The sequence below is a fragment of the Mycobacterium sp. ITM-2016-00316 genome, assembly GCF_002968335.2.
Lineage (GTDB): Bacteria > Actinomycetota > Actinomycetes > Mycobacteriales > Mycobacteriaceae > Mycobacterium.
Map to the genome: position 1 here is coordinate 636,552 of NZ_CP134398.1, position 19,820 is coordinate 656,371.

20 protein-coding genes and 1 riboswitch are annotated in these 19,820 nt (G+C 66.6%); of the genes, 7 read left to right on the forward strand and 13 right to left on the reverse strand.

What is annotated here, in order from left to right; all coding sequences use genetic code 11:
* The 6 genes from C6A86_RS02985 to thiC all read right to left on the reverse strand — a co-directional run bounded on the left by C6A86_RS02985 (position 1) and on the right by thiC (position 5,537).
* Positions 1 to 270, reverse strand: coding sequence for a hypothetical protein (locus tag C6A86_RS02985; RefSeq protein WP_105361603.1), 270 nt, complete (start codon positions 268 to 270; stop codon positions 1 to 3).
* Positions 271 to 281: 11 nt separating this feature from the next.
* Positions 282 to 1,757: an NAD(P)/FAD-dependent oxidoreductase gene (locus C6A86_RS02990; protein ID WP_105361604.1), complete on the reverse strand. Its 1,476-nt coding sequence runs from the start codon at positions 1,755 to 1,757 to the stop codon at positions 282 to 284.
* 27 nt (positions 1,758 to 1,784) lie between these two features.
* Entirely contained in the window at positions 1,785 to 2,537 is a 753-nt protein-coding gene (locus tag C6A86_RS02995) for a septum formation family protein (RefSeq protein ID WP_311101023.1), read from the reverse strand.
* Complete coding sequence (locus C6A86_RS03000) at positions 2,534 to 3,151, reverse strand: alpha/beta family hydrolase (RefSeq protein ID WP_105364963.1); 618 nt, start codon at positions 3,149 to 3,151, stop codon at positions 2,534 to 2,536. The genes C6A86_RS02995 and C6A86_RS03000 overlap by 4 nt, the downstream gene beginning before the upstream one ends.
* A complete protein-coding gene (gene thiD / locus C6A86_RS03005; RefSeq protein ID WP_105364962.1) occupies positions 3,148 to 3,981 on the reverse strand; it encodes a bifunctional hydroxymethylpyrimidine kinase/phosphomethylpyrimidine kinase in 834 nt (277 codons plus the stop codon). The genes C6A86_RS03000 and thiD overlap by 4 nt, the downstream gene beginning before the upstream one ends.
* Positions 3,978 to 5,537: a phosphomethylpyrimidine synthase ThiC gene (gene thiC, locus C6A86_RS03010; protein WP_105364961.1), complete on the reverse strand. Its 1,560-nt coding sequence runs from the start codon at positions 5,535 to 5,537 to the stop codon at positions 3,978 to 3,980. The genes thiD and thiC overlap by 4 nt, the downstream gene beginning before the upstream one ends.
* A riboswitch (TPP riboswitch) is annotated at positions 5,530 to 5,638 on the reverse strand. Its footprint overlaps the gene before it by 8 nt.
* Before the next feature lie 86 nt (positions 5,639 to 5,724).
* Between thiC and C6A86_RS03015 the strand changes: the two genes are divergently transcribed.
* The 3 genes from C6A86_RS03015 to C6A86_RS03025 all read left to right on the forward strand — a co-directional run bounded on the left by C6A86_RS03015 (position 5,725) and on the right by C6A86_RS03025 (position 8,826).
* The gene (locus C6A86_RS03015) at positions 5,725 to 7,422 is read left to right on the forward strand and encodes an MFS transporter (RefSeq protein WP_105364960.1); all 1,698 of its coding nucleotides are present in this window, start codon (positions 5,725 to 5,727) and stop codon (positions 7,420 to 7,422) included.
* 425 nt (positions 7,423 to 7,847) lie between these two features.
* Positions 7,848 to 8,135 (forward strand): hypothetical protein, encoded by a 288-nt coding sequence (locus C6A86_RS03020; protein WP_105364959.1) that lies wholly within the window; start codon positions 7,848 to 7,850, stop codon positions 8,133 to 8,135.
* A 49-nt stretch (positions 8,136 to 8,184) separates the two neighbouring features.
* Positions 8,185 to 8,826 carry a class I SAM-dependent methyltransferase gene (locus tag C6A86_RS03025; protein ID WP_105364966.1) on the forward strand — a complete coding sequence of 214 codons (642 nt, stop codon included), beginning with the start codon at positions 8,185 to 8,187 and terminating at the stop codon, positions 8,824 to 8,826.
* Here C6A86_RS03025 and C6A86_RS03030 read toward each other — a convergent pair.
* The 7 genes from C6A86_RS03030 to C6A86_RS03060 are packed head-to-tail and all read right to left on the reverse strand — an operon-like array spanning position 8,813 to position 17,107.
* Positions 8,813 to 9,460: a hypothetical protein gene (locus C6A86_RS03030; protein ID WP_105364958.1), complete on the reverse strand. Its 648-nt coding sequence runs from the start codon at positions 9,458 to 9,460 to the stop codon at positions 8,813 to 8,815. The genes C6A86_RS03025 and C6A86_RS03030 overlap by 14 nt on opposite strands.
* A complete protein-coding gene (locus tag C6A86_RS03035) occupies positions 9,460 to 10,242 on the reverse strand; it encodes an exodeoxyribonuclease III (protein ID WP_105364957.1) in 783 nt (260 codons plus the stop codon). Before C6A86_RS03035 ends, C6A86_RS03030 begins: the two co-directional genes overlap by 1 nt.
* On the reverse strand, positions 10,242 to 13,583 hold the full coding sequence (locus tag C6A86_RS03040) for an ATP-binding protein (RefSeq protein WP_105364956.1): 3,342 nt from the start codon (positions 13,581 to 13,583) through the stop codon (positions 10,242 to 10,244). Before C6A86_RS03040 ends, C6A86_RS03035 begins: the two co-directional genes overlap by 1 nt.
* Positions 13,580 to 14,236 carry a DUF4194 domain-containing protein gene (locus C6A86_RS03045; protein ID WP_105364955.1) on the reverse strand — a complete coding sequence of 219 codons (657 nt, stop codon included), beginning with the start codon at positions 14,234 to 14,236 and terminating at the stop codon, positions 13,580 to 13,582. Before C6A86_RS03045 ends, C6A86_RS03040 begins: the two co-directional genes overlap by 4 nt.
* A complete protein-coding gene (locus tag C6A86_RS03050; protein ID WP_105364954.1) occupies positions 14,233 to 15,633 on the reverse strand; it encodes a DUF3375 domain-containing protein in 1,401 nt (466 codons plus the stop codon). Before C6A86_RS03050 ends, C6A86_RS03045 begins: the two co-directional genes overlap by 4 nt.
* A complete protein-coding gene (locus C6A86_RS03055; RefSeq protein WP_396834645.1) occupies positions 15,626 to 16,471 on the reverse strand; it encodes a GNAT family N-acetyltransferase in 846 nt (281 codons plus the stop codon). The genes C6A86_RS03050 and C6A86_RS03055 overlap by 8 nt, the downstream gene beginning before the upstream one ends.
* A gap of 42 nt (positions 16,472 to 16,513) precedes the next feature.
* Positions 16,514 to 17,107: a peptide deformylase gene (locus C6A86_RS03060; RefSeq protein WP_105364952.1), complete on the reverse strand. Its 594-nt coding sequence runs from the start codon at positions 17,105 to 17,107 to the stop codon at positions 16,514 to 16,516.
* A gap of 127 nt (positions 17,108 to 17,234) precedes the next feature.
* Here C6A86_RS03060 and C6A86_RS03065 point away from each other — a divergent pair, with 127 nt between their 5' ends.
* Genes C6A86_RS03065 through C6A86_RS03080 form a run of 4 tightly spaced genes read left to right on the forward strand, consistent with a single transcriptional unit; the run spans position 17,235 to position 19,820 of the window.
* Positions 17,235 to 17,543 carry a DUF3263 domain-containing protein gene (locus tag C6A86_RS03065; protein WP_019513723.1) on the forward strand — a complete coding sequence of 103 codons (309 nt, stop codon included), beginning with the start codon at positions 17,235 to 17,237 and terminating at the stop codon, positions 17,541 to 17,543.
* Positions 17,544 to 17,562: 19 nt separating this feature from the next.
* Positions 17,563 to 18,030, forward strand: a complete 468-nt coding sequence (locus C6A86_RS03070) for a LytR C-terminal domain-containing protein (protein ID WP_105364951.1) — start codon at positions 17,563 to 17,565, stop codon at positions 18,028 to 18,030.
* A 10-nt stretch (positions 18,031 to 18,040) separates the two neighbouring features.
* Positions 18,041 to 18,706: a superoxide dismutase[Cu-Zn] gene (gene sodC / locus C6A86_RS03075; protein ID WP_105364950.1), complete on the forward strand. Its 666-nt coding sequence runs from the start codon at positions 18,041 to 18,043 to the stop codon at positions 18,704 to 18,706.
* The gene (locus tag C6A86_RS03080; RefSeq protein ID WP_105364964.1) at positions 18,687 to 19,820 is read left to right on the forward strand and encodes a glutamate--cysteine ligase; all 1,134 of its coding nucleotides are present in this window, start codon (positions 18,687 to 18,689) and stop codon (positions 19,818 to 19,820) included. Before sodC ends, C6A86_RS03080 begins: the two co-directional genes overlap by 20 nt.

The following is a 19,820-nucleotide window of genomic DNA, read 5'->3' on the forward strand; positions in this document are numbered from 1 at the left end:
TCAGCGGTTGCGTATGGCGTTGGCGCCCAGATATGCGATGTAGCCCAGTCCGCCGATCGCCGCCAGCTTGCGCGTCTTGGGAACCAGCAGAGCCACGCCCAGGGCGGTCTCGATGGTGCCGTTGATCTTGATGTACCGCGCGGTGTCGTTCGGGAAGGCGGGCTTGGTGAACGACTCGAACACCTGCGGGGCGGCGAAGTGCCCGAGGCCCGCGCCGACCAGCGACAGGCCTGCCAGGGTGGTGGCCTTCGAACTCTTCTTCTCGCTCAAGGAAATGCCTCTCAGTGCAGGATGTAATCGCTCAGGGGGAACTCGGAGGCTTCCCTGATCGCGGTCTCGGTGGTGGTGGGGCGTAGCAGCGTCGGCTCACCGGCGGGGTTGTAGTAGTAGGACCGCGCGCTCGCGCAATTGCCCAGGGTGAACAGCGAATCGCCGAGCAGCTCGGTCATCCGGTCCAGGTAGCGGGTGTTGGCTTCCTCGGAGACCTCGAACGTGGTGGCGCCGCGGCGCTGCACCTCACCGAACAACCGGTCCATCAGCCGCATCTGATACTCCATGGTGTTGAAGAAGTTCAGACCCAGGAAGGCATAGGGGCTGGCCAGGCTGAGGTAGTTCGGGAAATACGGCATCGAGACGCCCTGATAGGCCTGGAAACGCGTTTCGCGCCACCACTTCCCGAGGTTGCGACCGTCACGTCCGATCACTTCGATGGCGGGGAAGTTCGCCTCCCACAGGTCGAAACCGGTGGCCAGTACCAGGGTGTCGATCTCGATCTTGGTGCCGTCCTTGCCGACGATGCCGTCGGACTGCACGTGATCGATGCCGGCATCCTGCAGATGGACGTTGTCGCGGGTGAAAGCCCGGTAGTAGCCGTTGCTGAATGTCGGTCGCTTGCAACCGAAGTCGTAGTCCGGAGTGAGCCGGCGTCGCAGCTCCTTGTCGCGGATGGTGATGAAGCGATGCAGTTTGGACAGATCGGCGGCCGAGACGTTGCCGCGACCGCGGAACGTCTTGAAGTGCACCACGCCGATCGACACCATGACCTCGTAGACCGAGTCGGTGAACCAGCGCAGCACCCGCTGGGTCGCGGGGATACGGGCGAACATCTTTTTGACCAGCGGCCCGAAGCGCAGGTCGATCTTGGGTACCACCCAGATCGGGGTGCGCTGGTAGACGGTGAGGTCGGCGGCGGACTTGGCCAGTTCCGGGATGAGCTGCACCGCGGTGGCGCCGGTGCCGATGACCGCGATCCGTTTCCCGGTGGGGTCGTAGTCGTCCTGCCACTCGGTGGTGTGGATGACCCGCCCGTCGAAGTTCTCGATGCCGGGGATGTCGGGAATCTTCGGCTGGGACAGGAAGCCGGTCGCGGTGATCAGGTAGCGGGCACTCAGCACCTCACCGTCGGCCAGACTCACCTGCCACAGGTTGGACTCCTCATCCCAGCGCGCGCCGTCGACCGCGGTGCGCAAGCGGATGTGGCGGCGCACGTCGTACTTGTCGGCGACATCGTCGGCGTACTGCTTGATCTCGTCGCCGGTGGAGAACAGCCGCGACCAGTTCGGGTTCGGCTCGAAGAAGTAGGAGTAGGTGGTGGTGGGGACGTCGACGGCAAGCCCGGGGTAGTGGTTCACGTACCAGGTGCCGCCGAGATCGTCCTCGCGGTCCAGGATCACGAAGTTCTCGATCCCCGACCGTTTGAGCTGGATGGCTGCGCCGATACCGGCGAATCCAGCACCCACGATGACGGCGTCAAACATGGGTGAAACGGTACCTCAGGTATCGGGCTACTCCTGAAGCGAACCGGTGCGCGGCACGTCGGTGGTGGCGATGCACGTCACCGCACGGTCACCGCGCTTCCACGAGTCCGCGGTCGGGTACAGCACGAACATCCCCACCTCGGGGTCCGCCATCGCCGACGGCGAGTACTCCTCCAGCGCGGGCTGGCACTGGTCCTGATAGTCGATGATCGCCGTCTCACCCGGGAAGTCACCGTCCGGGACCATGACGACGTGGTACACCTCGCCCTTGTGCGGCTCGGTGCACGCCACCGTTTTCACCGAGGCCACCAGGCTGGCATCCGACGGGATCTCCGAGAGGCAGTCGCCGAGTCCGACATCGGCGGCGTTGACGGAATTCGGGTCGAAGATGTCGGCGAACTCACTGTTCGAGATCTCGTCCTTGTTGGCGACGAGCACCGCGACCACCGCGATTCCGACCAGCACCCACAGCCCCGACAGCACCAGGCCGGCGATCGCCATGCCGCGCCCGCCCTGGCCCTGTTTGGCCTTCTTGAGCCCGACGAACCCGCAGATCACGCTGACCAGGACACCGCCGAGAACACCGAAGATCAGCGAGACGATGGCCCACCAGTTGGTGCCCGGTGGACGCGGCGGGGGATAGGCCTGCCCGTAGGGGTCGGAATAGGGGAGGGGTGGGGGTGGTGGGAAGTTTCCCGCGGGGGGTGCTGGGTAACTCCCGGGCGGCGGCGGGAAACCGCCGGGCGGTGGTCCATAACCGGGGGGCGGCGGCAGGGTCATGAAAGAAAGATAGCCGCGGCGGTCACCGCGAGCAGGGGGACGTCCAAAGTCTTGGAGCCCAGATCGTGGCGCGCCCCGGTGACCTCGACAACTTCGGCCGGCCCGGTCACCAGTGCGGCCGCGGCGCGGATCTCGTCGATGGTGCCGAACGGATCGGCGGTGCCGTGGGTGAATACCGTCGGTGCGGTGATGCCGGGCAGGTGTTCGGTGCGTGCGCGTTCGGGCTTGCCGGGCGGGTGCAAGGGATAGGAGAACAAGGTCAGCACATCGGGTACAGCGCTGTGGGCGGCCGCCACCATCGACGTCATCCGGCCCCCGTAGGAATGTCCGCCGGCGATGACCGGGCCGTGGCCTTGGGCGCGGGCCCAGGCGATCGCCTCCGCAATGCCCTCCTGATCGGAGTTCGCCGAGTTCGACGGAGGCCCCTTCGGGCGGCGGCGGCGGTAGGGCAGGTTGTAGCGGACCGCCAGGTAGCCGTGGCGCGCCCATTCGTCACAGATCCGGACCAGCATCGGGGAGTCACGGTTGCCACCCGCGCCGTGGGTGAGCACGACGGTGCCCTTGGGCTTCCCGTCCGGCTCGTGCGCCACCCCGGCCAGGTCGTCAAGCGTCACTGCAGAAGCCTGAACAACGCGTTGACAGGTCCGTGTCCGTGCCCCAACGGGTATGCGGCGCGCAGACATTCGGTCACCCAGCGCTTGCCGAAGGCCACTGCCTCGGGGACGGTGTACCCGTGCGCCAACGCGGTGGCGGTGGCGGCGGCCAAGGTGTCGCCGGCGCCGTGGTCATGGCCGGTGTCGATGCGCGGGCCGTCGAACTCGTGGAACTCGGTGCCGTCGAACAGCAGGTCGGGGCTGGCGCCCGAGGACCGCAGGTGGCCGCCCTTGACCAGTGTCCATTGCGGGCCCAGCGCGTGCAGCGCGCGGGCCGCCTCGCGCTGGCTGGCGGCGTCGACGACATCGACGTCGACAAGCAGTCGCACCTCATCGAGGTTCGGGGTGACCAGGGTGGCGAGCGGAAAGAGTTCGGTCCGAATCGAGTTCAGCGCCGACGGATGCAGCAGCGGATCCCCGTGCATGGAGGCGCACACCGGATCCACCACCAGGGGCACCCCGGTGTCGAGGCCGCGCCAGGTCTCGGCAATCGTCGCGATGATCTCGGACGAGGCCAGCATGCCCGTCTTGGCCGCCTGCACGCCGATGTCGTCGACGACGGCGGTGATCTGGCCGGCCACCACGTCGAGCGGTATCTCGTGGAACCCCTTGACACCCACCGAGTTCTGCACCGTGACGGCGGTGACCGCGACGCAGCCGTGCACGCCCAGCATGGCGAACGTGCGCATATCGGCCTGGATGCCCGCGCCGCCGCCGGAATCCGAGCCGGCGATGGTCATCACCCGGGTGGGGGTCTGCCCGAACGCGGGCAGCGGTAGGAACTCGGTCATGAGGTCAAGGGTAGATACACCCGGTTGCCCTGTTCCGCGAACTCCAGTGATTTCTCCGCCATGGCGTCCCGGATGTCCTGTGTGATGCGCATCGAGCAGAACTTCGGGCCGCACATCGAGCAGAAGTGCGCGGTCTTCGCGGGCTCAGCGGGCAGCGTCTCATCGTGGTACTCGCGGGCGGTGTCCGGGTCCAGCGACAGCGCGAACTGGTCGTGCCAGCGGAACTCGAAGCGGGCCAGCGACAATGCGTCATCACGCAACTGCGCCCGGGGATGGCCCTTGGCCAGATCGGCGGCATGCGCGGCGATGCGGTAGGCGATCACCCCGTCCTTGACGTCCTTGCGGTCGGGCAGGCCGAGGTGCTCCTTGGGTGTGACGTAGCAGAGCATCGCGGTGCCGGCCTGGGCGATGATCGCCGCACCGATCGCGCTGGTGATGTGGTCGTAGGCCGGTGCGATATCGGTGGCCAGCGGACCGAGGGTGTAGAACGGCGCCTCCTCGCACCATTCCTCCTCCAGGCGCACGTTCTCCACGATCTTGTGCACCGGGACATGGCCGGGGCCTTCGATCATCACCTGCACACCATGGGATTTGGCGATTGTGGTGAGTTCGCCGAGGGTGCGCAGTTCGGCGAACTGGGCCTCGTCGTTGGCGTCGGCGATCGATCCCGGGCGCAGTCCGTCGCCCAGGGAAAAGGTCACGTCGTAGCGGGCGAGGATGTCGCAGAGTTCCTCGAAGTTCTCGTACAGGAACGATTCCCGGTGATGGGCGAGCATCCAGGCCGCCATGATCGAACCGCCGCGGGACACGATCCCGGTGACCCGCTTGACGGTCAGCGGGATATAGCGCATCAACACCCCGGCGTGCACCGTCATGTAGTCGACACCCTGCTCGCACTGCTCGATCACGGTGTCGCGGTAGGACTCCCACGTCATCTTGGTGGGATCGCCGTTGACCTTCTCCAGCGCCTGATACATGGGCACGGTGCCGACCGGGACCGGGGAGTTGCGCAGGATCCACTCCCTGGTGAGGTGGATGTCCTTACCGGTGGACAGGTCCATGATGGTGTCCGCGCCCCACCGGGTCGCCCACACCATCTTGTCGACCTCCTCGGCAATCGAGCTCGTGATGGCCGAATTGCCGATGTTGGCATTGACTTTCACCCCGAAGGCCTTGCCGATGATCATCGGCTCGCTCTCGGGATGGTTGTGGTTGGCCGGGATGACGGCCCGGCCTATCGCCACCTCGTCGCGCACCAACTCCGGGGAGACCCCTTCGCGTTCGGCGATGAACGCCATCTCGGCGGTGATCTCGCCGTTGCGGGCCCGCTGTAGCTGAGTGCCTCTGTCGCGCACGATGCCGGCGCGCGGTGGCAGGCCCTTCTCCAGGTCGATCGTGGCGTGCTCATCGGTGTACGGCCCGGACGTGTCGTACAGGTCCAGATGGTCGCCGGTACTCAGGTGCACGCGCCGGGACGGCACACCCGCCGGCGAGTAGACCTTGGAACTGCCCGCAATGGGGCCTGTCGTCACGGTGGGGTTGACAGCAACACTCATCTACACATCTCCCTACGCCGGCATTACCCGGTCAGGTTCGTACGGTCGACGGCCCTAGCCGTCCTCTCAGCACGCTGGTGCGTGCTCCCGTGTGGACGGGTCCAACGTAGCGCATTGCGCCCGGATTGCCGAGAGATCATTTGCATAGCTAATATATGTTTTTTGCCGATTCGGAGATCGAGATCTGATGACAACTGAGCTTGAACAGACGCGCGCCCGGCTGGATCACGACCATCCGCTCTACAAGTGGATCGTGCTGTCCAACACCACGTTGGGCATCCTGCTGGCCGCGATCAACGCCTCCATCGTGCTGATCTCGCTGCCCGCGATCTTCCGGGGCATCGGGCTGAACCCGCTGGCGCCGGGCAATGTCAGCTATCTGCTCTGGATGATCATGGGCTACCTGGTGGTGACGGCCGTGCTGGTCGTCCCGTTCGGCCGGCTCGGGGACATGTTCGGCCGGGTACGCATCTACAACCTGGGCTTCGTGGTCTTCACCGTGGCGGCCGTCGCACTGTCCTTCGACCCGTTCCACCTCGACGGCGGCGCGGTCTGGCTGATCACCTGGCGCGTCATCCAGGGCATCGGTGGCGCCATGCTGATGGCCTCGTCGTCGGCGATCCTCACCGACGCGTTCCCCGCCAATCAGCGCGGCATGGCGCTCGGGGTGAACATGGTGGCAGCGGTGGCCGGGTCGTTCCTCGGCCTGCTGATCGGTGGAGTGCTCTCCGAATGGCATTGGCAGGCCATCTTCTGGGTCGGGGTGCCGATCGGCGTGCTCGGCACGATCTGGAGCGTGCGGTCGCTGCGCGAACTCGGCGTACGCACGCCGGGTCGGCTGGACTGGGCCGGCACGTTGACCTTCGGTGTCGGACTGACCGTGCTGCTCGTCGGGATCACCTACGGCATCCAGCCCTACGGCGGCGCCAGCACCGGGTGGACCAACCCCTGGGTGCTCGGATCGATCATCGCCGGGGTGGGGATCCTTGCGGCGTTTTGCTTCATCGAGTTGCGGGTCGATCAGCCGATGGTCGACATCCGGCTGTTCCGCTCTGCCGCATTCGGAATGGGGAACCTCGCCGGGCTGATGTCCTCGGTAGGCCGTGGTGGTCTGCAGTTCATGCTGATCATCTGGCTGCAGGGGATCTGGCTTCCGTTGCACGGCTACAGCTTCGAATCGACCCCGCTGTGGGCGGGTATCTACCTGCTGCCGGTCACCGTCGGTTTTCTGGTGGCCGCGCCGGTGGCCGGCACGCTGGCCGACCGGTTCGGTGCGCGCCCGTTGACGGTCGGCGGGATGCTGCTGATGGCGGCGTCCTTCATTGCGCTGCTGATGATTCCGGTGAACTTCGATTACTGGGTGTTTGCGCTGCTGGTCTTCCTGAACGGCCTGGGCGGGGGCATCTTCACCGCGCCGAACACGGCAGCCATCATGTCCAGCGTGCCCGCAGCGCAGCGTGGTGCCGCCTCGGGGGTGCGGGCCACGTTCTTCAATGCCGGGTCGTCGCTGTCCATCGGCATCTTCTTCTCGCTGATGGTCGTCGGGCTGGCCAACTCGCTACCATCGGCGCTGAGCAACGGCCTTCAGGCGCAGGGTGTTTCGGCCACCGTCGCGCACGAGGTGGCCAATACGCCCCCGGTGGGGAGTTTGTTCGCGGCGTTCCTGGGCTACAACCCGATCGGCGAATTGCTGGAGCCCTCAGGCGCGCTGGATGCGCCGGGAGTCAACGCCGAGGTGCTGACCGGCAAGACGTTCTTCCCCGAGTTGATCACCGAACCATTCCACTCCGGGCTGACCGTGGTGTTCCTGGCCGCGGCGGTGATGATGCTCATCGGCGCGGTGGCGTCCATGTTCAGCGCCGGCCGCTACGGAGTCGACGCCTAGCAGGGTGCGGATTCGTCGTGGGCGGCGAGCCAGGTGTGGTGGTCGCACCGGGACCGTTCTGGCAATCCACCTAGTTCATCTCATCGACGTGGATGTTTACCGTTCGCGATGTCTGACCTCGCCAAGTGTTTGCTGACATCGGTTGTGCTGGTCCGCTCGTGGGGCGCGAACATTGTGGCTGTTCGACAACTCAAACGCCTCGTCATTCAGTGTCAATAGATGTGCTGATAGTTGCGCAAACAAAGATCGACTCAGCTAATCCCAGCGGTTTTCAAGATCGCATCCTTACAGATGCAAGTATGCGATCTTGAAGGCGTCGGGGATCCGACAGAAATGCGGATTACCTGCTACTTCGTGGGTGACTCTCGGGGCAGGGGCTTGTACAGTCGAGGAAATCACTCATCGCATTCCAGGGGGAATAGCAAATGAACAAGATCATCATGGGGGCACTGGCGGCGGCGTGTGCCGCTGCCACCATCGGGGTAGCTGCGCCGGCGCAGGCTGCGCCATTCGACTACACCGACAACCCGAGCCCGTTCGATACCAACCCCAGCCCGTTCGACTTCACCGGAGACACGATCGAACTGCCGTTCTTCGGTGAAGTCACGTTCATCGGCAACGGCACTGAGTTCGGCCCCGGCTACCAGGGCGTCAAGGGTCCCCGCGGGGCCGACACGACCGGCCCACGCAGCCACGGCAATCCGTCCGGCTAGGGACGCAGCCCGACCAATCGTGGTGACGCCTGCGCCTACACTCGGCGTGGTGACGACCATTCAGCGCAGGGCCTTCAACGACGCGATCACCCGGTTCTGGAGTTTCGCCGCCCCGGCCTATGACACGGCGTGCCTGCAGCGGTTTGTCTACAAGCCCGCCCAGGACGAAGTCATCGAGCAGCTCCGCAGCCACGATTGCATGCAGATCGCCGACGTGGCGTGCGGCACCGGCATCCTGGCCGCCCGCATCCAGCGGGATCTGCGCCCCGACGAGGTGTACGGCCTCGACATGTCCGACGGCATGCTCGCTCAGGCCCGTCAGCGCTCGGACCGGGTGCGCTGGATGTCGTCGCCGGCCGAGCAACTGCCCTTCGAGGACGGCTTCCTGGACGCGGTGGTGACCACCTCGGCCTTTCACTTCTTCGATCAGCCGGCCGCGCTCAGGGAGTTCCACCGGGTGCTGATGCCGGGCGGCATCGTCGCCGTCACCACCATGAGCCCGCGTCAGGCGTTCCCGCCGCTGCACGCGTTGTCGGCGGGTCTGGGCGCTCCGGCCCATGCGCCGACCCCGGATGCGATGCGAAAGCTGTTCGTGGAGGCCGGTTTCCGGGTCGAGGAACAGCATCGGGTGCGCCGGCCGGTGTGGACGCCGGTCTCCGATCTGATCACCGTCGGCGTCAAGCCTTCGTGATCCACAATTCGGCGGCCTTGGCCGCGCGGTGCAGGGCTCCGTATTCGCCGAGGTAGGCGGCGACCGCCCCGATCACCGGGAGCATGCCGATATAGCGGAAGATTCGCCGCGGGTGCGGCCGCTTGCCGAGCTCATCGCCGACGGCGTTGAGGATGCCGGCGAGGTGCCACAGTTTCTGCACGATGTTGTCCGGCCATGGCTCGTCGGTGTCCGGCAGCGGTGGGTCGGGGATCTCGCGCCCGCACAGCACCGAGGCCAGCATCCGCACCAGGTCCTTCCGGTCGGTCAGCTCATACTCGCGTGCCACCGCGCACAGGATGAGTGTCTGGCCGGCGAAGCCCAGCAAATCCTGGATCGGCAACCGGCTGGCCAGTGCCCCGAGGGCGCCGGGCCAGGCCACCGCGACGGTGTCCAGCAGACCTACCCGCCAGATCCACCAGCTGACCCGTTCGGCACGGCTCTTGGCCTCCCACGCCTCGGTGCCGGGCACCTCGAGGAATTCGAGATGCTGCCGGACTCCGAGCGGATCGAACTCTGCGAGTACATCCAGGATCAGTTCGGACAGCGCCGCGGCACGCGCGAGCGCGTCGGCCACGTCATTGTCCGACAGGGTGGCCTTCGGCAGCAGATCCATCACGACACCTCGATCAGTACGGGAGCATGATCGCTGGGCGACTTGCCTTTGCGTTCCTCGCGGACGATCTCGGCGTGGGTCACCCGCTCGCCGAGCGCGGCGGATCCGAGGATGAAGTCGATGCGCATGCCCTGTTTCTTGGGGAACCGCAGCTGGGTGTAGTCCCAGTAGGTGTAGACGCCGGGCCCCGGAGTGAAAGGCCGCACCACGTCTGTGAATCCGGCATCGACCATCGCCTGGAAGGCCGCCCGCTCCGGCGCAGACACGTGGGTGGACCCCTCGAAGGCCGCGGGATCCCAGACGTCCTCGTCGGTGGGGGCGATGTTCCAGTCACCGGTCAGCGCGACCGGCAGCGACGGATCGTCGGCGATCCACTTGGCTGCGCTGTCCCGCAGGGCGGCAAGCCATTCCAGCTTGTACGGATAGTGCGGGTCGGCCAGGGTGCGGCCGTTGGGGACATAGAGGCTCCAGACCCGCACACCGCCGCACGTCGCACCGATGGCCCTGGCCTCGGCAAGCGCCTGCCATTCGGGCTGGCCGTCGAAGCCGATCTCCACGTTGTCCAGTCCGACACGGGAGGCGATCGCCACCCCGTTCCACTGGTTGAGCCCCACATGGGCGATCTCGTAACCGAGCGCGGCGAACGGCATCGCCGGGAACTGCGCATCGGTGCACTTGGTCTCCTGCATGGCCAGCACGTCGACATCGGCGCGCGACAGCCAGTCGGTCACCCGGTCCACCCGGGTGCGAATGGAGTTGACGTTCCAGGTGGCAATACGCATCAGACGGGCTCCGGGATCTTGAGTTCTCTACGCAGCGCAGTGAAATCGCTGATCGTCTTGGTCGCGACCGATGCGACGGGGCGGGCATTGCGGCCGGTCGCCTCGGTCTTGGACACCATGACCACCCCATCGATATAGGGCTGGATGGTGGTGGCGTTCTGCACGGTCGCGACGATGACGAGCTGGAACCCGAACTTGCGGAACGCCTGCAGGGCCTGCTGGGCGAACTGCGGATCGGACTTGGAGAACGCCTCGTCCAGCATCAGCTGTGCAAAAACCGGTTTGTTGTCCCCGCTGTCGGGATTGGCCAGGTTGAAGCTCAGCGCGCCCGCGAGACAGAACGCCATCAACTTCTCCTGCTCGCCGCCGGAGTTGTCGCCGGCATTGCTGTGCGTCCGGATCAGCTCCTCGCTGCGCACATCCCACTCGGCACAGTCGAAGGTGAACCGGTTGCGCACATCGAGAGCGTCCCGGGTCCAGGCTCGGTCCTCGGGACTGTTGCCGGCCAGCCGATTACGAAGCCGCAGAATGTCTGCGTACTGATCCAGGATCGCCTTCTTGTCCCCGAGACCCACCTCGGCGATACGGCGCGAGATGGACTTGACGATGTCGGTGAGCTCGGCCACCGCGACCAGGCTGCGAGGGGTGGCGCGCAGCGTCAACCGGGTTCCGCGGTTGAACTCCACCGAACCCAAACCGGTGTTGACCCTGTCGATCTGGTCGCTGATCCGCCGGGTCTCCTGCTCGGCCACCCGGTGCAGGGTCAGGATGGCATCGGGGGCCTGCTCGGTGATCAGCCGCATCATCCGGTCATAGGCGTCCGGAAGCTCGCGTTCATCGATGTGGCGGCAGACGGCGACGTAATCGTGGACCCGCTCGTCGAAATCCTCGGAGTCGTTGGGGATGGCATCGGGGAACGAGGTGTCGAAGGTGGCGATGATGCGCGCCAGTTCGTCATGGGACCGCCTGCGGCTTTCGGTGAGTTGATCGCGCTCGCGCCGGATCGCGCCAAGGAGAGCCTCGCGGTGTGGTTCCGGGTTCAGCAGCTCCAAGGCGACCGGTACCTCGGCGGAATAGCGCCGCAGCAGGTCGGTGGCGGCATCCGAGATCGCCGCCGGAGCCAACCGGTCCTGTAGATCCATCAGCCGGGTGCGGCGCCCGTCGAGATCGTCGCGCCGCGTCTGCACGGCCCCGCGTCGCGTCATCAGGGTCTGGATGTCGTTCCAGCACTCCTCGGCGCGGACGCTGAGCGCCTCCACATCGGGATTGTCGGCCATCAGCAGGTCGTACTGCTCGCGCAACCGGTCGGCATGTCCGTCGGCGGTCTCGGTGTCGATCTGGCTCCACTGCGGGAACTGCTCGCAGATGGCCTTGCAGGCCGCGGCGCGGTCCCGCCACTGCTGGCGCCCGGCAGCGATATCGTCGGCGGCCTGGCGGGCCTGCGTGAAAGTCTCTTCGGCTTCCGCCAATTCGCCGGTCAGTGCGTCCAGCTTGGCGGTGATATCACCCTGGTAGATGTACTCGGACGGTTTGAGGGCACGGCGGTCGTCCTTGATGGCCAACCGATCGGAGTCCTTGTACAGACCGGCATCGGTGACCGCGCGGCGGAACCGGGTGAACAGATCCGGGGTGTCCACACAGATGTGGTCACCTGCGGCGCTGAGGACGTCGAGCGCCTCGGCCGCGCAAGGATGGTCGGGGTTGACGACGAACAGCTTGCCCGCCAGCGTGTTCGGCTCGGGTACGCGGTCGGGGGCGTTGATCCGCACATGGTGCAGCGCGAGCCGCCCACGCATGTTGGTCTCGTTGACGAAGCGCAGCACCTTGGCGTAGTGCTCATCGGGTACCAGCAGTCGCAGCCCGACCGAACGCAGCACCTTCTCGACCGCGGCGCGCCAGCGGTTCTCCTCGGGACGCAGGTCCATCAGTTCGGCGACATAGGGCAGCGCCGAGGGATCGATACCGACTGCGGTGCAGATGTGTTCGCGCATGGTCACCGCGAACTCCGGCAGCGCCGAACCCACCTGTTCGACGCGTTTGAGCTCCTTGGCCGCGTGATCGCGCGCGATCCGTGCCGCCTTCTGGGCGTACTCGGCGTCGGTGGAGGCTTCCCGGCCGCGTTCCAGCTTCACTGCGAGCCCGGCGGCCTGCTTGCTGAGATCCTCGCGCAAGTTCCAGAATTCGTCCGCGGTTTCGGGGACCGGCAGGCCCTGCGCGGAGACCATCTCCTCATAGGCGGCGTAACGTCGGGTGATCTCCTCGGCCTGCGCCTCGGCGGCGGCCACCTGCGATTGCAGCGGGCCGACGTTGGTGCTGGCACCGCTGATCTGGGCGTTGAGCGAGTCACCCTCGGCCTTGGCCAGATTGAGCTGCCGAGTCAGGTCGCCGTACTCGTTCTCCAGCTGGTCGATGGTGCTGTCCAGGTTCTCGACCTGGGCCGGGCACTGCTGCAGCCGGACATGATCGGTGTAGGCGCGCACCATCTGCGTGTCGACCAGATCGATGATGCCGAGATCGGAGGACTCCGAGGCGTAGCGGATCTGGATGGTCTCGATATCACCGAGGATCTTGCGCTTGCGCTGCGCGACCGCCAGCAACTCGCGGGCCTCCACCAGCGGGTCTATCTGCTTGAGGGCTTCGGGCAGCCGGGCCAGGCTGTCGGGTTCATCGAGCATGAAATCGCGGACGAACTGTTCCAGACCGCCGACGCTCTTGAGCGACTTGGCTTTTCCGAGCAGCTGCTGGGCGGCCTCGGAGGCGCGGATCCCGATGGAGGCATACAGCTGGGCCAGATACTGGGATTCCACCTTGGTGGAGAACCGCCAGCCCCCATCTTTGAAAGCGCCGTTGTCGAAGCGTGCGGCCGCCCAGCGGTTGCAGACCTCCTCGATGTCGATATCGCCGTCGCCGAGCACGAACCTGCTCGACGAGTCCGAACGCGACTCGCCGGTGAGCCATTTGAGCACCAGTCCGGTGATCGAGCGGCCGGTGTTGCTGGTGTAGGTGACCGCGACCGCCGACCAGGTGGTGCCCTCGCCGCGCAGATAGATGACTTGGCTGACCCCGGCGTCGCTGCGCTGGCCCCAGGCACCGCGCACGTACTTGTCCACGGTGCGCCGCCCGGCGCTGGAACCGGCGGCCGTATTGTCGCCCGAGGCGTTGAAGTTGCGCCGGTTGAACGGCAGAAAACCGAGCGAGATGGCGTCCAGCAGTGAGGATTTGCCGCTGCCGGAGGCCCCAGCGATCAGCGATCCGCCGGCGCTGATGGGCACCGAGTGGTAGCCGTCGAAGACACCCCAGTTGATGACCTGCAGGCGGGACAGGTGGAACTGTTCACTCATTCCGAACCGCCGTTGCGGAGCTGTTCGAACTGCTGCTGTAGTTCGGTGATGACCGAGGCCGTCATGATCGCGGTGATCACCGGGCTGACGGTGTAGCTGTCCTCGTCATCGCGGGTCTTGCGCAGGATCTCCAGACCGGCGAGGCGGGCGATGGCCGCGTCGATACGCGCGGTGAAGGTCACCGTGTCGCGGTCGGTGTCGTTGAGCACACCGGAGAACAGGCCATGCACCTCATCGCGGGTAATGAGGAAGCTGGAATCCCCACCGGCGCGCATCATCTGGGCCAGGTGCAGCGCCAGGATCGAGTCGTAGGTGCCCAGCGGTTCGCGGCGCAGCAGCTTGGCGCCCCTGCTCGGTTCGTAGCGGGCCTGCTCGATGAAGGCGATGTCGACCTGCTCGGCGATCCGCAGCGCGAGATCCAACTCCGACAACCGGACCGACAGCTCGGTGCGGTACTCCAGGATCCAGCTGTAGATGTCCGGGTCGGACTCGCTGCTGACATATCGCCGGGTCAGCAGGTGCTGCAGCGCCCAGCAGGCGCGGTCGGGCATGGCGCTGACATCGCCGTCGAAACGCGGACGCCGTTGCTGGGGCGCGCGTCCCGTCGTGTCGACGTCGGGCAGGGACGCGAAATCGACTGGTGTTTCGGTCATGAGGCGCCATCCAGGACGGGCTCGGTGAACATCAGGTGCGGAACCTCCATCTCGCGGTCATGGCCGTCCAGCGAGTGGAATCGGACCGTGACCGGTACTGCGTCCAGTGTGGACGGTTGCTTGAGCGCCCACGACCAGAGCACGATCACGTGCCCCAGATACGGTGCGTCCAGCATGGCCAGCGCATCCGGGAGTGACACCGGCAGTGACGAATTCAGCATCTTCGACAGCGCGGGTGCATCGACCTGGGTGGTCAGCGACGAGAAGGTGCTCAGGTCCACCTCGCCGTCGGCCGTCTCGGCGGGCTTGGGCGCGGACAGGTCGTTGATGCGGAAGCTCAGCGCGCCGACCGAGCTGATCGTATGCCGGGCCAGCGGCACCTCGATGGGAAGACGGGAGTCGGTGAACGATTCCTTGAGCAGGGCCCGTGCGGTGCCGATGGCCTCGTTGAGCTGACGGGCCACCCCACGGGTCTGTTCCAGTGTGCCGAACGCGGTGAACCGCTTGACCCGCTGGGCGCACCGCTGCTGGATGCGCTCGACCTCGTCGATCTGGTGGCCGACCAGCTCGAAGAAGCCGGCCATCACCTTGCGCAGCGCCGGATCGAGTTCGGGAAGGGTGGCGGCCACGGTGGCGATATCGGCCTCGAGCTCGGCCCGCTGATCGGGGTCGTTGATCATCCGCAGGAACGCCCGGTGCGAATCGCGGCCCGCGGAATCCCAGGCCGCCTGATAGTCGGCGTACATCTGGCGCTGCCGGTCGCGGTATTCGACATTGGTGTCTATCGGGTCGTCCAGCGCCGAGGTGGCCTGTTCGATCATGGTGCCGTACAGCCCGATATCGGTGATCAGGCGTTCCATCTGCATCGCGATGGCGCGGGCCTCGTCGTACATGGCGGTGACATCGGGTTCGGGCCGCTGACCGGCGTCGAGTTCGTCGAGTTCGGCGTGCAGCACCGCGATCTCGGCCTCGATGCCCGCCCGGATCCGGTCCGGGTCGTCACCGACGCGGATGGCGACCTGCTTGAGCCGCGAGGCGATGCCGTTGATGGAGCCGCCGGTGGCGATGGTGTCGTTGCGGCGCATCCCGCGCACGAAGTCCAGGGCGCGGCGCGCATCCTGGGTCAGGTAGCAGACGTTGCGCTCCCCGCTCGCCACGCGATGCAGCCAGCCCTGGCTGGCCCACGTCTTGATCAGCGCCAGACCGGACTGTTCGCCGGTCTCATGGAGCGCCTCCAGGTCGCGTTCCAGCCGGACCACCAGCTCGGTCTCGCCGACCAGGCCCTCGAACAGGTGGCGTTCCATCAGCGTGGCGTACACCGCGAGGTTCGCGGTGGCCAGCAGCCGCAGTGCGCGCGAGCCCTGCACCTCGCGGTTGGCATCGAGTAACTCACGCATGGGCCACGAGGTTATCTGCGCGCACATAGCGGTGACGGTGATGCAGCCGGAATCCGGCGGACTCGTAGAGCGCCAGCGCCGGTTGGTTGTCGTCGAGGACCTGGACATAGGCGCGGGTCGCACCCTGTTCGGCCCCCCAGGCCTGCAGCGCCGAGCAGATCGCGCGGGCCAGTCCGGTGCGCCGCGACGATTCCGCGACACGCACGCACGACACGCCGAGCCAGCGGACGCCGTCCGGTGCGGTGGTGACCGCGCCCCGGCCGACCGCATCGGGCAGGGATGCGAACGTCACCGTGCCTTCGAGGACGGCGGTCAGGACGGCTGAGGGCACATCGCGCTGGTAGGTCTGCAGCCACGCCTGGCTGGGCCTGTCGGCCAGCTCGGCGGTGGGCGACGGGGATGGGGAGGGCGTCGTCAGGTTGCGGACCAGCATGCGGGTGGGTTTGATACCCGGGTTCTTCAGGGGCAGCAGCCGCTCCGGCAGGGCCAGCCACGGCTCCAGATGGCGCTCGGTGTACCAGGCGATGATGGCGGGCAGCGCTTCGGTGCTCGACGAGAAGAGCAACGGGACAGCAGAATTGGCCCGGCTGGTGTGTCCGCCACCGGCGCGCAACAGCCAGCCGTCGCACCAGTGCTGTTCGGTACCGGGCCAGGCCAGGGCGGCCGCGTGCTCCACGGCGCGGATCTCGGAGTTGCGGACCGGCGCGTGGGACAACTCACGCACCGACACCACATCGGCGGGATCGATCTCGACGGTCTCACCGGATTTGGTGCGCACCACCACGATGGGGTCCAGCGCCTCCAGGTGCCCGACCACGTCGGTCAGGGATTCAGGCATGCGGTAACGCAGGGACACCCGGGCGCCGACGGACGGCATGGTCTAGTGGCCGAACGGGTCGGGGTCCTCGCCGGGCAGCCAACTCAACCCCGGAACCCCCCACTGGTTCGACTTCACCATTCGCTTGGCGGCGCGCGCGTGCCTGCCGATCAGGCGGTCCAGATAGGTGAACCCGTCCAGGTGGCCGGTCTCGTGCTGCAGCATCCGCGCGAACAGGCCGGTGCCCTCCAGGGTGATCTCGGTGCCATCGGCGTCCAGGCCGGTCACCCGGGCCCAGTCCGCGCGGCCCGTCGGGAAGGATTCGCCGGGCACCGACAGGCAGCCCTCGTCATCGTCGTCGGGGTCGGGCATCGTCTCGGGGACCTCGGAGGTCTCCAGCACCGGGTTGATGATCACGCCGCGCCGGCGCGCGGTCTTGCCGCGGTCCTCGGCGCAGTCGTAGACGAACACCCGCTCGGTGCGCCCGATCTGGTTGGCGGCCAGGCCGACACCGTTTGCTGCGTCCATGGTGTCGTACATGTCGGCGATCAGCTCGGCCAGTTCGGCCGGTAGCGTTCCGTCGGCGGCGACAGGCACGGGAGTGGTCGGGGTGTGCAGGACGGGATCTCCCACAATGCGGATTGGTACGACAGCCACGGTTGGCTAGCTTAAGTCAGCCGACGCGCGGGTAACGATCACGCCTCAACTACCGGGGCCGTGATTGAATGATCGCCGAACCACATGAATGTCATTTGCGAGTTATCGGAAGGGTCCTGAGAGCGATATGGATGGCGCCATCGCGCGGACCGGCCAATCCGGGGACGACTCCGAACCTGCGGACGGGCTGACCCGCCGCGAACACGACATCCTGGCGTTCGAACGCCAGTGGTGGAAGTACGCGGGATCCAAGGAAGACGCCATCAAGGAGCTCTTCTCCATGTCGGCGACTCGGTACTACCAGGTGCTCAACGCTTTGGTGGACCGTCCCGAGGCCCTGGCCGCGGACCCGATGCTGGTCAAGCGGCTGCGACGGGTGCGTGCGAGCCGGCAGAAGGCGAAGGCGGCCCGGCGGCTCGGCTTCGACATCACCTGAGCCGTTAGGCTTGCCCCCGATGAACCAGCGAGACTCTTCCGGGCTGCCTCTGCGCGCCATGGTCATGGTGCTGCTCTTTCTCGGCGTGGTGTTCCTGCTGGTTGCGCTCCAGTACCTGGGTCCCGACGACGATGCCGACGGCGATGCCGCCGTGGTGAGCACCACCACCAGCAGCGCCACCTCCAGCGCCGAACCCTCCCCGGAGCCCGACCAGGCCAGGGCCGAGGTCCGGGTGTTCAACATCTCCGAGGTGCCCGGCGCGGCCGAGGGGACGGCCACCCGCCTGCGCGATGCCGAGTGGAATGTCACCGAGACCGGGAACCTGGTTCTGGAGGGCGTACCGGTGACGACGGTGTACTTCGGTGAGGCACCGGGCGAGCGCGAGGCCGCCGAGGACGTCGGCAGGCTGCTGGAGGCGCCGGTCGAGCCGCGACGCCCCGAACTCGTCGAGCAACCACCGGGCGTCATCGTGGTGGTCACCGGCTAGGCTCTCGGACATGCCGATCTCAGCCACGATTCGCCTTCTCGCCGCTGCCGCCGTCATCGTCCCGATCGCTGCTGCGTGCTCGCCCAACGAGCCGGTCGCCACTGAGCCGGGCACCACTCCGCCGGTGTGGACCGGATCGCCGTCACCGACGCCGTCCGGCGAAGCCGCCCAGGGTTCCGGCGCGACCAGTGGCGAGACGCTGACCGCGAGCCTGGCGGCCGCGGACGGCACCGAGGTGGCCACCGCCACGATCGAATTCACCGACGGCTTCGCGACCGTGACCGTCGAGACCACCACCGCGGGCGAACTGACGCCGGGCTTCCACGGCCTGCACATCCATCAGGTCGGCTCGTGTGAGGGCGATTTCACCAGTGCCGGTGGGCACTTCCAGGCCGAGGGGCACTCCGGGCATCCCTCCAGCGGCGACCTCAGCTCGTTGCAGGTCCGCAGCGACGGCTCGGCCAAACTGGTGACCACCACCGACGCCTTCACCGCCGAGGAACTGCTCGCAGGGACCAAGACCGCGATCGTCATCCACGAGAAGGCCGACAACTTCGGAAACATCCCTGCCGAGAAGTACCAGCAGGTCAACGGCACCCCCGGTCCTGACCAGCAGACGCTGTCAACGGGTGACGCCGGCGGCCGGGTGGCCTGCGGTGTCATCTCCGCGGAGTAGTCCCAGCCGAATCGATTTCGCCGGGTCACCCCGGCCGACGGTCGGTGTCGAATGGGAGTTCGCGCTGGTCGATGCGCACACCCGTGACCTGAGCAACGAGGCCGCCGCGGTGATCGCCGAGATCGGCGAAACCCCACATGTGCACAAGGAATTGCTGCGCAATACCGTCGAGATCGTCACCGGGATCTGCGAGACCGTCCCGGAGGCGATGACCGACCTGCACGACACCCTGGTCCCGGTGCGCCGCATCGCGCGGGAACGCGGGATGGAGCTGTTCTGCGCGGGCACGCACCCGTTCGCGGAGTGGTCCACCCAGCAGCTCACCGAGGGACCGCGCTACGCGGAGCTGATCAAGCGCACCCAGTGGTGGGGTCGGCAGATGCTGATCTGGGGTGTGCACGTGCACGTCGGAATCTCCTCGGCGCACAAGGTGATGCCCATCATCACCTCGCTGCTCAACCAGTACCCGCATCTGCTCGCACTGTCGGCGTCATCGCCGTACTGGGACGGCGACGACACCGGCTACGCCAGCAACCGGGCGATGATGTTCCAGCAGCTGCCCACTGCGGGACTGCCGTTCCAATTCCAGGAGTGGTCGCAGTTCGAAGGCTTCGTTCACGACCAGAAGAAGACCGGCATCATCGACCACATGAACGAAATCCGCTGGGATATCCGGCCTTCGCCTCATCTGGGAACCATCGAGGTGCGGATCTTCGACGGGGTGTCCAATATCGCCGAACTCGGCGCCCTGGTCGCGCTGACCCATTGCCTGATCGTCGACCTGGACCGCCGGCTCGACGCCGGCGAGCAGCTGCCGACCATGCCGCCCTGGCATGTACAGGAGAACAAGTGGCGCGCAGCGCGTTACGGACTGGACGCGGAGATCATCCTGGATGCCGACAGCAACGAGCGTCTGGTCACCGACGATCTCGATGACCTGTTGAACCGGCTCGAGCCGGTGGCGGTGACGCTGGGCTGCGCCGACGAATTGGCGCGGGTGTCCGGGATCTACCGGGGCGGTGGGTCCTATCAGCGGCAGCGCCGGGTGGCCGAGGAACACGACGGTGATCTGCGCGCCGTCGTCGACGCGCTGGTCGGGGAGCTGGAACTATGA